13 protein-coding genes and 1 pseudogene are annotated in these 12017 nt (G+C 71.2%); 10 read left to right on the top strand and 4 right to left on the bottom strand.

The window, feature by feature from the left end:
• The 7 genes from WU80_RS22130 to eccE all read left to right on the top strand — a co-directional run.
• Positions 1–1200 (top strand): PPE family protein (locus WU80_RS22130; protein ID WP_055405845.1); only part of this gene is annotated, 1200 nt, incomplete at its 5' end.
• A 74-nt stretch (positions 1201–1274) separates the two neighbouring features.
• Complete coding sequence (esxG, locus tag WU80_RS22125; RefSeq protein WP_055404724.1) at positions 1275–1568, top strand: type VII secretion system protein EsxG; 294 nt, start codon at positions 1275–1277, stop codon at positions 1566–1568.
• 36 nt (positions 1569–1604) lie between these two features.
• Positions 1605–1895, top strand: coding sequence for a WXG100 family type VII secretion target (locus WU80_RS22120; RefSeq protein WP_055404733.1), 291 nt, complete (start codon positions 1605–1607; stop codon positions 1893–1895).
• An 11-nt stretch (positions 1896–1906) separates the two neighbouring features.
• Entirely contained in the window at positions 1907–2785 is an 879-nt protein-coding gene (locus WU80_RS22115; protein ID WP_055404725.1) for an ESX secretion-associated protein EspG, read from the top strand.
• A 25-nt stretch (positions 2786–2810) separates the two neighbouring features.
• Positions 2811–4268 (top strand): type VII secretion integral membrane protein EccD, encoded by a 1458-nt coding sequence (gene eccD / locus WU80_RS22110; protein ID WP_156349667.1) that lies wholly within the window; start codon positions 2811–2813, stop codon positions 4266–4268.
• On the top strand, positions 4265–5659 hold the full coding sequence (gene mycP, locus WU80_RS22105) for a type VII secretion-associated serine protease mycosin (RefSeq protein WP_055404726.1): 1395 nt from the start codon (positions 4265–4267) through the stop codon (positions 5657–5659). The genes eccD and mycP overlap by 4 nt, the downstream gene beginning before the upstream one ends.
• Positions 5656–6639, top strand: coding sequence for a type VII secretion protein EccE (gene eccE, locus WU80_RS22100; RefSeq protein ID WP_055404727.1), 984 nt, complete (start codon positions 5656–5658; stop codon positions 6637–6639). The genes mycP and eccE overlap by 4 nt, the downstream gene beginning before the upstream one ends.
• Here eccE and WU80_RS22095 read toward each other — a convergent pair.
• Positions 6629–7837 carry a S9 family peptidase gene (locus WU80_RS22095; RefSeq protein WP_055404728.1) on the bottom strand — a complete coding sequence of 403 codons (1209 nt, stop codon included), beginning with the start codon at positions 7835–7837 and terminating at the stop codon, positions 6629–6631. The two genes, eccE and WU80_RS22095, sit on opposite strands and share 11 nt — an antisense overlap.
• Before the next feature lie 124 nt (positions 7838–7961).
• On the opposite strand from WU80_RS22095, the gene WU80_RS22090 reads away from it, so the two are divergent.
• Positions 7962–8747: a trans-aconitate 2-methyltransferase gene (locus tag WU80_RS22090; protein WP_055404729.1), complete on the top strand. Its 786-nt coding sequence runs from the start codon at positions 7962–7964 to the stop codon at positions 8745–8747.
• Here the strand turns inward: WU80_RS22090 and WU80_RS22085 are convergent.
• Positions 8744–10147, bottom strand: a complete 1404-nt coding sequence (locus WU80_RS22085) for a sulfatase (RefSeq protein ID WP_055404730.1) — start codon at positions 10145–10147, stop codon at positions 8744–8746. The two genes, WU80_RS22090 and WU80_RS22085, sit on opposite strands and share 4 nt — an antisense overlap.
• Before the next feature lie 38 nt (positions 10148–10185).
• Positions 10186–10863: a 5,6-dimethylbenzimidazole synthase gene (bluB, locus tag WU80_RS22080; protein WP_055405844.1), complete on the bottom strand. Its 678-nt coding sequence runs from the start codon at positions 10861–10863 to the stop codon at positions 10186–10188.
• Between the two features lie 62 nt (positions 10864–10925).
• Here bluB and WU80_RS22075 point away from each other — a divergent pair, with 62 nt between their 5' ends.
• Entirely contained in the window at positions 10926–11210 is a 285-nt protein-coding gene (locus WU80_RS22075) for a hypothetical protein (RefSeq protein ID WP_055405448.1), read from the top strand.
• Here the strand turns inward: WU80_RS22075 and WU80_RS22070 are convergent.
• Positions 11194–11676, bottom strand: a complete 483-nt coding sequence (locus tag WU80_RS22070; protein ID WP_055405447.1) for a hypothetical protein — start codon at positions 11674–11676, stop codon at positions 11194–11196. The two genes, WU80_RS22075 and WU80_RS22070, sit on opposite strands and share 17 nt — an antisense overlap.
• 81 nt (positions 11677–11757) lie before the next feature.
• On the opposite strand from WU80_RS22070, the pseudogene WU80_RS22065 reads away from it, so the two are divergent.
• Positions 11758–12017: pseudogene (locus tag WU80_RS22065) on the top strand (hypothetical protein); the annotation flags it as partial.

Raw genomic sequence — 12017 nt, 5'->3', positions numbered from 1 at the left:
GTGGCCGCGGCCTACACCGCCGCCCTGACGGCTATGCCGACGCTGGGGGAGCTGGCGGCCAACCACACCGTGCACGGGGTGTTGGTGGCGACGAACTTCTTTGGCATCAACACGATTCCGATCGCGCTGAACGAGGCCGACTACGCGCGGATGTGGGTCCAGGCCGCCACGGTGATGAGCGCCTATCAGGCCACCTCGGGAGCCGCGCTCGCGTCGGCGCCGCGCAGCGCACCGGCGCCGGCCATCGTGCGGCCGGGCGGTGAGGCGGACAACGCCACGGCCAACGCCCTGCAGGGCTCGTCCAACCCGATCTCGGATTTCTTCCGGCAGCTGGCCCAGTTCCTGCAGGACTTCTTCCAGAACATCGGCAAGATGTTGCAGGACTTCTGGGCGAATCTGCCCGCGTTGCTCGCGGCAAATGGCCCCCTGCTGTTCTTCGTCGCCTACCAGGTGTTCTTCAACGCCGTGGGCTGGCCGACCTGGGGCGCGATCCTGACCGCGCCCTTCCTGATCCCGCTGCTGCTCGGCATCGGCCTGAGTTCCTTGTTCGCCGCGCCCGCCGAGATCGCGCCCGTCGCGGCCGGGGCCGCGGCGACACCGCTCGTCACGTCGACCAAGCCGGCCTCGCTGCTGCCGGCGGTCGCGCTGGCCCCGACGGTGGCGACTCCCGCTGGCGCCCCGGCCAGTTCGGTCGCCGCGGGCTCGGGTGCGGCCCCCGCGCCGGCGCCGGCGCCGGCGCCGAGCACGCTGGCCTACCTGGTCGCCTACGGCGGCGACCCGGATACCGGAGTGGGCCCGACGCTGGGCGGACGCGGCGGCGTCAAGGCGCCGGCGGCGACCATCCCCGCGGCCGGTGCGGCGGCGGCGAGCCGGGCCGAGGCTCGGGCGCGACGGCGCCGGCGCGCCGCGATGCGCGATCACGCCGACGAGTTCGCGGACATGGACTCCGACATCGGCGTCCCGCCGGACTACGGCGACGACGAGCGGCTGGCCGCGGCGGTGGCATCCGGTGCGGGTGCCGGGCCGCTGGGCTTCGCCGGCACCGCGCGGAAGGAGAACGCCTTCCGCGTGGCCGGATTGACCAAGCTGACGGACGGCGAATTCGGCGATGGCCCAAGGATGCCGATGATGCCCGGCACCTGGGACCACGACGCGGACCAAGACCCGGCGCGCCCGACGAGGCCGAGGGAAGGGGGCTGAGGCAGTCAGCAGGCAGTCAGCACGATGCTCGTCAGTCAGCGAAACCCCATGAGACCGAGAAGAAAGGAATCACCATGAGCATGTTGGACGCTCATATTCCCCAGTTGGTGGCCGCGCAGTCGGCGTTCGGCGCCAAGGCGGCGTTGATGCGCAGCACCATCAGCCAGGCGGAGCAGGAAGCGATGTCGGCGCAGGCGTTCCACCAGGGCGAGTCCTCGGCCGCTTTCCAGGCCGCGCACGCGCGCTTCGTCGAGGCGGCCGCGCGGGTCAACACCCTGCTGGACATCGCCCAGGCCAACCTCGGCGACGCCGCGGGCACCTACGTGGCCGCCGACGCAGCCGCGGCCTCCGGCTACACCGCCTTCTGATCCCGCCAGACGCCACCAACCGCGAAAGGACTTGTGATGTCCCAGATCATGTACAACTACCCGGCGATGTTGAGCCACGCCGCGGACATGTCCGGCTATGCCGGCACGCTGCAGGGGCTCGGTTCGGACATCGCCAGTGAGCAGGCCACGCTGTCCAACGCCTGGCAGGGCGACACCGGTATGACCTACCAGGCGTGGCAGGCCCAGTGGAACCAGGCGATGGAAAGTCTGGTGCGCGCCTACCAGGCGATGGCCAGCACCCACGAAGCCAACACCACGTCCATGCTCGCCCGCGACCAGGCCGAAGCCGCCAAATGGGGCGGTTAGTCACCAGTTAGATGAGTGCTGAACCCAACGCCGTCGAGCTGACGGTCGATCACGCCTGGTTCATCGCCGAAACCATTGGGGCGGGCAGCTTCCCGTGGGTGCTGGCGATCACCTCGCCGTACAGCGATGCCGCGCAACGCCAGGCGTTCCTCGACCGTCAGCGCACCGAGCTGACCCGGATGGGTCTGGTGTCGGAGGGCGGAATCGTCAACCCGGTGGTGGCCGACTGGATCAGGGTGGTGTGCTTCCCGGAGCGCTGGCTCGACCTGCGTTACGTGGGCCCCGCCAAGGACGTCGGCGGCACCGGCGAGTTGCTGCGCGGCATCGTGGCGCAGCGCTCCGCGACCACGGCCAAGACGATCGTGGCGCTGCGCAGCGCGCAGCTGATCACCTTCACGGCCATGGACATCGGCGACCCGCGGGCGTTGGTTCCGGTGCTCGGCGTCGGTCTGGCGCAGCAACCGCCGGCCCGATTCGACGCGTTCAGCATGCCGACCCGGGTCGGAGCGCGGGCCGACGAGCGGCTGCGTTCGGGCGCCTCGCTGGCCGAAGTCGTTGACTACCTTGGCATTCCGCAGTCGGCGCGCCCGGTGGTGGAGTCAGTGTTCACCGGCCCGCGCAGCTACGTCGAGATCGTCGCCGGCTGTCGTCGCGACGGCCGGCACGCCACCACCGAGGTGGGGATGAGCATCGTCGACGCGGAAGCGGGGCGGGTCCTGGTGAGCCCGTCGCGCGCATTCGACGGCGAGTGGGTGTCGACGTTCGCCCCGGGCACGCCGTTCGCGATCGCCGTCGCGATCGAACAGCTGATCGCGCTGCTGCCGGAGGCCGAATGGTTCCCCGGCCACCGGTTGGCCAGAGATTTCACCGCGCAATACGCAACCCAATAGAGAAGAGAGCAACGATGTTTCAGGTATGGCCCCAGCGTCCTTCGAGGGTCCGGTGACGTCCGGCGCCGTCATGCCGATCGTCCGCGTGGCAATCCTCGCGGACAGCAGGCTGACGGAAATGGCGTTGCCGGCCGAGTTGCCGCTGCGTGAAATTTTGCCCGCCGTTCAGCGTTTGGTGGTGCCCGCGGCGTCCAACGGCGAGTCCGACGAGCGGGGCGCGGCCGACCTCAGTGGCGCGATCCAACTGAGCCTCGCGCCGATCGGCGGCGCACCGTTCAGCCTGGACGCCAGCCTGGACACCGTCGGGGTGGTGGATGGTGACCTGCTGGCGCTGCAGCCGGTGCCCGTCGGCCAGGCGGCCCCCGGCATCGTCGAGGACATCGCCGACGCGGCCATGATCTTCTCGACCTCGCGGCTGCGGCCTTGGGGCGCAGCGCATATCCAGCGCGGCGCGCTCGCCGCGGTGATCGCCGTCGCCCTCCTTCTCACCGGCCTCTCGGTCACCTACCGGGTGACCACCGGCGCGCTGGCCGGGTTGGTGGCCGTCAGCGCGGTCGCGGCGGTGACCGCCATCGTCGGCCTGCTGGTCGCGGCCCGTTCGCCGCGCACCGGGACGGCGTGCTCGATCGCCGCGCTGGTGCCCATCGGCGCCGCGCTGGCGTTGGCGGTGCCGGGACGGTTCGGGCCGGCGCAGATCATGCTCGCCGCGGCCGGCGTCTCGGCGTGGTCGCTGATCGCCCTGATGGTGCCCAGCGCCGAACGGGAGCGCGTCGTGGCCCTGTTCACCGCCACCGCGGTGGTGGGCGCCGGGGTGGCGCTGGCGGCGGGCGCCGAGGTGCTCTGGCAGCTGCGCCCGGTCGCCATCGGCTGCGGCCTGATCGTCGCGGCGCTGCTGGTCACCATCGAGGCGGCCCAGCTCTCGGCGCTGTGGGCGCGCTTCCCGCTGCCTGTCATCCCCGCGCCTGGCGACCCCACGCCGTCGGCCCCGTCGTTGCGGGTGCTCGAGGACCTGCCGCGGCGGGTCCGGGTCGGCGACGCCCATCAGAACGGATTCATCGCGGCCGCAGTACTTCTCAGCGTCCTGGGCTCGGTGGCGATCGCGCTGCGCCCCGAGGCGCTCGGCGGCGTCGGCTGGTACGTGGTGGGCGCCACCGCGGCGACCGCCGCGCTGCGGGCCCGGGTGTGGGACTCGGCCGCCTGCAAGGCGTGGCTGCTCGCGCAGCCCTACCTGGCCGCCGGCGTCCTGCTGGTGCTCTACACCGCGACGGGACGCTACGCGGCCGCGCTCGGCGCGGCTCTGGTGCTGGTCGCGCTGGCCTCGGTGTGGATTGTCGTGGCGCTCAACCCGCGGATCGCCGAGCCGGACAGCTATTCGCTGCCGGTGCGCCGGCTGGTGGGCTTCGTCGCGGCCGGGCTCGACGCGTCGCTGATCCCGGTGATGGCGTACCTGGTCGGCATCTTCACCTGGATACTCAATCGATGATCCGGTCCGGGTCAGCCTGTCTCGCAGCGGCTTTGGCGGCCGTGCTGTGGACGTGCCCGTCCGCGCTGGCCATCGAAGCGCCGAAGGTCGACCCGGGCGTCCCGCCGCCCAGCGGGAGTCCCGGCTCCGTGCAACCGATGGAGCAGCGCGGCCCGTGCAGCGTCTCCGGGGTGATCCCCGGCAGCGATCCCGCGGCCGTCGCCCCCGGCCAGGCGATGCTGAATCTGCCTGGGGCGTGGCAGTTCTCGCGTGGAGAGGGCCAGCTGGTGGCGGTGCTCGACACCGGGGTCCGGCCCGGCCCGCGGCTGCCGAACGTCGATCCGGGCGGTGACTTCGTCGAGACGACGGACGGCCTGACCGACTGCGACGGCCACGGCACCCTGGTGGCCGGGCTCATCGCCGGGCAGCCCGGGGACGACGGGTTCGCCGGCGTGGCGCCCGCCGCGCGGGTCGTGTCGATCAGGACGACGTCGGCCAAGTTCTCGCCCCGGACCCCCGGCGGTGACCCGCTGATGGCCCGGGCCTCGCTGGACGTCGCGACGCTGGGCCGGGCGATCGTGCACGCGGCCGACCTCGGCGCCCGGGTGATCGACATCTCCACGCTCACTTGCCTGCCCGCCGACCGGCCCGTCGACCAGGCCGCGCTCGGCGCGGCGATCCGCTACGCGGCGGTGGACAAGGACGCGGTGATCGTGGCGGCCGCCGGCAACACCGGGCCGACCGGGGCGGTCGCCGGTGGCACGTCATGCGAGTCCAACCCGCTCACCGACCTCAGCCGCCCCGACGACCCGCGCAACTGGGCCGGCGTCACCTCGCTGTCCATCCCGTCCATGTGGCAGCCCTACGTGCTGTCGGTCGCCGCGCTGACGGCGGACGGCCAGCCGGCGAAATTCACCATGGCCGGGCCGTGGGTGGGCGTCGCGGCGCCCGGCGAGCGCATCGTGTCGATCAGCAACGCCGACGGCGGCGGACTGGCCAACGGGCTGCCCGACGAACACCAGCAACAGATCGCGCTGAGCGGCACCAGCTATGCGGCCGGTTATGTGGCCGGCGTCGCGGCGCTGGTGCGCAGCAAGTACCCGGAGCTGAACGCCACCCAGGTCGTGCGCCGCATCACCGCGACCGCCCGGGGCGGCGCCAGGGCGCCGTCGAACGTCGTCGGCACCGGCAGCGTGGACCCGGTCGCGGCGCTGACCTGGCAGCTGCCCGCCGCCAATCAGCCTCCCGCCGCGCCGGTCAAGCCGGTCGCCGCCCCGCCGGCGCCGGCACCCAAGGACACCACCCCGCGGACCGTCGCGCTGGCCGGAACCGCCGCGCTCGCTGTGCTTGTCGCAGTCGCGGGCGGCATCGCCGCCACCGCCACCCGCCGACGAAAGGACCCCACCCCGTGAGTCTGCAGCGCTGGATACCCACCCCTGGAGCCGGGCGAATCACGCTGGCGCTGCTGGCCGTCGTGCCCGCGGTGATGGCCTACCCCTGGCGGTCGCCGCGGGATTACTGGCTGCTGGGCATCGCCGCGGCCGTCGTGGTCGTGCTGTTCGGCTGCTGGCGCGGTTCGTATTTCACCACGCTGCTGCGCCGCCGGGTGGCGATGATGGGGCGCGGCGAGGCGACCGCTCCCGAATCCGCCACCGCGACAACGGCGCTGCTGCGGGTCGGGGGGCCGGACGGCCCCGCCGACGTGCTGCCGCTGCCCTTGATCGCCCGCTACCTGGACCGCTACGGCATCCGCGCGGACAAGATCCGAATCACCAGCCGCGACAACGCATCCGATGCGTCGAGGCGCGAAACGTGGATCGGGCTCACGATATCGGCCACCGACAACCTGGCGGCGCTGCGGGCGCGCTCGGCGCGCATCCCGTTGCACGAGACCGCGCAGGTGGCGGCGCGCCGGCTCGCCGACCATCTGAGGGAGCTCGGCTGGGATGTCAACGGCGTGGCAGCCGACGACGTCCCGCGGCTGCTCACCTCCAACCCGCGCGAGCGCTGGTCCGGGGTGCAACGCGGCGCGTCGGATTACCTTGCGGCATACCAAATCCGGGTGGACGGCGAGCTGGCCGAGACGCTCGAGGCGATCCGGACGCATCCGGCGCGGGAAACGTGCACCGCGCTGGAGCTCGCCGGTGACGGCACGCACATCACCGTCGCGGCCGCGTGCGCTTTCCTGACCGACACGGCACCGGAGCGGACCGCGCCGCTGCCGGGGCTGACCCCGCAGCACGGCAACCACCGGCCGGCCCTGTCGGCTTTGGACCTGTTGTCGACCCAGCGCCTGGACGGGCATACCGCCGCGCCGGCGGGCCTGCTGGCCGAGCTGGACTGGCCGCCGCTGGCGACACCGGCGCCGGTCGCCGAACCGGCTAGAACATGACCGTCTGCAGGAACGCGGTCATCCGGCGCAGGTAGTCCAGCTGGCTGACGTGCAGGACGTGGCTGCCCGGAAACCAGTGCAGCGCACAGCGATCCCAGTGCTCCCACAGCTTGATGGCGTGATCGGGCGGCGCCATGCGATCGCCGAGCCCGGTGATGATCATCCGTCGGTCCTTGTTTAGCAGCGGCCGATAGGTCAGCGGGCAGTGGTAGGACAGCCCGTCCGCTAGCTCTTCGCGGCTGATGTGCGACAGGCGCAGCCCCAGGCGCACGAGTCGGTTGGCCGGAAACCATTCGTCGAACAACGTGGCCGGGGTGACGACGGGACAGTTCGGGATGACGGCCTCGAGCCGGTCGTCGACCGAGGCCACCAGGGCCGAGGTGTATCCGCCCAGTGAGATGCCGGTCAACGCGATGCGGTCGACACCGGTGCCGCGCAGGTAGTCGATGACGGACCGGAAGTCGTGCACGGCCTGGGCCATCGCCTCGGCGAAACCGCTCAGGCCGCCGGCGAAATAGCCGAAACCGCTGAAGGGCGAATATCTTTCGGCCCGCTTCCCGTGAAAAGGCAAGGTGTACAGCAAAACGTCGTAGCCGGAGCGGTAATACCACGGCAGCGTGAAGAACCGGCCGTTGGCCAGATACGAAGACCCCATGAAGCCGTGGATGACGCACAGCGTGGGACGCGGCCCGTCGTCGTGGCGCCAGTGCTGCGCGCGCACGATGTTGTTGGCCTTCCAGGCGCCCCACTGCCCGCGCATCGCGGGATTGATGGCCGTGAAGCTGCTGTCGAACGCGATGTTTTCCACCGTGCCGCCCGCGGCCCACTCGGTCAGCGGGCTCGCCGGCCGCGACGAAACCCGCGGCGACGCGGCCGGTGCGGGAAACGACTTCGCCGGATCGCGTTGCGCGGCCAGCTCGGCGTAGAAGTTCAGGTTGGCGCGCTCGGCGCGGGCGGCGGAGTGCCGCAGCGAGGCGGCGAGCACGGCCGGCGCCACCGTCGCAGTGAGCAGCGACGACACCCAGGTGCGCAGGGCGAGGTCGCCGATGGCCGAGCCCTCGATTACCATCCGCTGGCGGGGGGACAACGCGGAATTCGGGGGTAATCCGTCGACGTCGACGGGCACGTCCGCGCCCTGCCAGGCGGCGGGAATGTCCGGGACGGGGATGGGCGGATCAATCGAAGTGTCGGGCGCCACGAACCCCGATGCTAACCCCCCGGCGCGGACCCCGGGGCCAGTTGGGCGGCGCCGGGGTGGCGTGCGGTAATACGGTTGGTCTATCTCCCCGACTAGCGGCGGCGCGTTGATCAGGAGGACCGACATGTGGGATCCCGATGTCTACCTGGCCTTTGCCGACCACCGCAGCCGGCCCTTCTACGACCTGCTGTCCCGGGTGGGCACCGAGCGGGCCCGGCGGGTCGTCGACCTCGGTTGTGGGCCCGGGCATCTGACCAAGTACCTGTCCCGGCGTTGGCCGGACGCGGTGATCGAGGCGGTGGACACCTCGCCGGAGATGGTCGCCGCCGCCAAGGAACGCGGCATCGACGCGGTGATCGGCGATCTGCGGGACTGGAAACCCAAGCCCGACACCGACGTCGTGGTCAGCAACGCGGCCCTGCACTGGGTGCCCGAGCACGCCGACCTGCTGGTCCGGTGGGCCGACGAGCTTGCGGCCGGGTCGTGGATCGCCGTCCAGATCCCCGGCAATTTCGAGACGCCGTCACACGCCACGGTGCGGACCCTGGCCCGCCGCGAGCCCTACGCGAAAGTCATGCGGGACATACCATTTCGGGTTGGCGCCGTGGTGCAGCCGCCGATGCAGTACGCCAATCTGCTGCTGGACGCCGGGTGTCGGGTCGACGTGTGGGAGACCACCTACCTGCACCAGCTGACCGGTGAGAACCCGGTGCTGGAGTGGATCACCGGGACGGCGCTGGTTCCGGTGCGGGAACGGCTCAGCGCGCAGGACTGGGAGCGGTTCCGCGAGGAGCTCATCCCGCTGCTGGACGACGCGTATCCGCCCCGGGCCGACGGCACGACGATCTTCCCGTTCCGGCGGGTGTTCATCGTCGCCGAGGTCGGCGGTTCCCGGCGATCGGCCGGCTAGCCGCTGGCTTCCTTCTCGATGCCACGGTCGGCCGCGAGCGCCGACCGGGCGGTCGGCTTGACCCGGTGGATCTGCAGATACGTCTCGGTGTAACGCGCCGAGATCCGGGTGCCGGCGAACTCCGACGGGATCACGTCGCCGGTGCGTTGCCGCCAATCATGAAGGCGCACAGCCAAATCGGCGGCCACTTCGTCGGCGTCGGCATCGTCACCGGCCAGCAGGTTGGTGGTCTCGGTGGGGTCGGCGCGCAGGTCGTAGAGCTCGCGTTGCGGGCGCGGGGCGGTGATGAACGGCGCCACCGCGGCCCCGGACGGGCTTTCCTCGATGTCCAACGGCAGGTCGAGCAGCGGCCGGGGCGCGTAATTCTCGATGTAGCTGTATTCCTTGGTGCGAATCGCGCGGATCGGATCGAACGAGTCGTGATAGGTCTTCGTCGTGTACACGTGGTCCCTGACCGGCACGGTGTGCGGGTCCGGCGCGAGCAGCGCGCGGGCGTGCGACACCCCGTCGACCTCCGCCGGCACGTCCAGACCCAGCAGCTCGAGCAGCGTCGGCAGCAGATCCACGCCGCTGAACAGTTCGTCGTACACGGTTGGGGTGAACGCCCGGCCGGTGGGGGGCCGGATGATCATGCCGATGCCGGTCCCCGCGTCGTAGAGCGTGGACTTGGCGCGGGGGAACGCCGGGCCGTGGTCGGTGAAGAACACCACCCAGGTGCTGGCGTCCAACCCCGTTTCGGCCAGCGTGTCCAGTAACCGGCCGACGGCGGCGTCGGCCGTCGCGATCGAGCCGTAGAAGCTGGCGAGGTCGCCGCGCACCTCGGGGGTGTCGGGTAGGTAGTCGGGCGGGTCGACCCCGGCGGGGTCCGCGGGCTCGTAGCGGTCCCGCGGATACGGCCGGTGCGTCTCGAAGAAACCCGCGGTCAACAGGAAGGGTTGATCCGCGAGGTCTTCGGTGCCCTCGCGCAGCCATTGGGTGGCCCTGTCCACCACGTATTCGCAATACGAGTTCGACACGTCGAACTCGTCGAAGCCCAGCCGCTGCGGATAGGACGTCTCGTGCTGCATGCCGAAAAGCGCGGAGTACCAGCCGGCTTCGGTCATCATCTGGGGCAGCGTGCGCACGCCGTTGCGGTATTCCCAGCCGTGGTGGGCCAGCCCGATCAGGCCATTGGTCTGCGGGTAGCGCCCGGTGAACAGCGATCCGCGCGACGGCGAGCACAACGGTGCCGTGGCGTGCGCTTTGGTGAACAGGATGCCCTCGGCGGCAAGGCAGTCGAGCCGGGGGCTACAGACGTCCGGGTGGCCGTAGACGCCGAGATAGCGGCCCAGGTCGTGCCAGTGCACGATCAGCACGTTGTCTTTGTTGCCCGCTGCGTCGTCCGGCGCCAATTGCGTCACCTCGTTAACTTGCCTCGCGACCGGCGACGATACCGCAGCTACTTGGGGGAAGCCTGGATGCGCTCGCTGAAGCGGTTCTCGCACACGAACTCCGACAGCGGGCGGGCGACGGCCCAGCCGTCTAGTTCCAGCGCCGGGCGCTCGGGAAATTCGGGCACCGGACCCAGGCACAGAACGGCGACCGGCTCCGCCCCGGCGGGCATTGCAAGCAGGGCCGCCAGCCGGTGCGGATCGAACAGCGAAACCCAGCCCATGCCAAGGCCTTCGGCGCGTGCGGCCAGCCACAGATTCTGGATCGCGCACGACACGGACGCGAGGTCCATCTGCGGCAGCGTCCGCCGGCCGAACACGTGTTTTTCGCGGTCGTCGCCCAGCGCCACCACCAGCAGTTCGGCGCACTCGAGGATGCCTTCGACTTTCAGCGCAAGAAATTCGTCGGCCCGCTCGCCCAGGGCGGCGGCGGTGAGCGGGCGCTCCTCGTCGACGAGCGCGTGGATGCGCCGGCGCAGCGCGTCGTCGGTGATGCGGATGAACCGCCACGGCTGCATCAGGCCGACGCTGGGCGCCGCGTGGGCGGCCTGCAGCAGGCGGGCCAGCACGTCCTCACCGACCACGCCGCCGGGCGAGAACCGGCGCATGTCGCGGCGGGAGAAGATCGCCCGATAGACGGCCCGCCGCTCCTGCGGGCTGAAGGGCTCGTCGGTCACGGGAGTCATCGTAGGGAATCGGGGCTAGCGTGAACCCTGACCGGGCGAACACCCGAAGAAAGGAGTGTTCCGTGAAGCCCTTCGACCTACTCGACCGGCTGCCCACCGACGGGGCCGCCGGCCGCGTGTACGGCGAGCCCTATCAGACACCGGACGGCGCCACCGTGATCCCCGTGGCCAAACCGCTGGGCGTCTTCGTCATCCGCAACGGCGAGGCGTCCTGGAAGCCCGCCCTGGACGGCAACCGCATCGCGCTGATCGGAGTGATCACCGGCCTGCTGGCGGCCGTGATCGGCAGCCTGGCGGTGCTGCGGCAGCCGCCGTGGCCGCGGATGACGATCACGGACTATAGGTAACGCCGACCGCGCGGAACACGTACTCGGGCGGCATGTCGAAGGCCAGCGACCGCCGCGGCAGCCCGCCCAGCACGTCGTCGCCGATGGCCACCTTGTAGTGCAGCGACAGCTCACCGCTGAACTTCGGGTCGACCCGGGCGACGTCCACGTCGACCTGCAGGCCGGCGGACGATATCTCCACCCGCGCCGCACCGGTCTCCGGCGCGTCCCAGCGGACGTCGACCGTCGGGCCCGCGAGCCGGGGCAGCATCGACAGCGTGGCCAGCACCCGCTCGTCGGTGAACACCAGCGAACCCGTGTAGCTGGCGACGCTGTGCGGCAGACGGACGCCGGGGATGGCGCCACGGAACCGCCTGGTGACCGGGACGAAGTCGGCAAGATAGCGCAGGCCCTCCGCCTCCACCTGCGCGTGCACGTCCTCGGGCAGCTTGCCGATGCCGAACAACCTGCGAACGAATACGGCCATGACGACAGTATGGACCGGGTTGAAAGACGGCGTGGTCAGGCCGCTCGACGCTTCGCGCGGCCCGGCTGGTATCGGTGGGGTATGACCCGACCGCGGGCCGTTGCGGCCGTCTGCATCGCCCTGGCGGTCTACGCCCTCATGTGGGTGGGGTACGCGCAGCACTGGCACTGGGTGCAGCGCGCGGACTCCTCGCTGCTGGATGCCGCGCGCACCGGCGCGCTCGACCACCCGTGGTGGGTACGACTCTGGGCGGACGTCTCGTTCGCGCTGGGCCCGGTCCCGCTGCGGGTGCTGGGCACCGTGGCCGCGGTGCCCAGCACCCGCAGCGGGACCGGGCCCAG

Source organism: Mycobacterium sp. UM_11 (assembly GCF_001414075.1).
GTDB lineage: Bacteria > Actinomycetota > Actinomycetes > Mycobacteriales > Mycobacteriaceae > Mycobacterium.
This window is presented reverse-complemented; position numbering and strand designations above follow the sequence as displayed.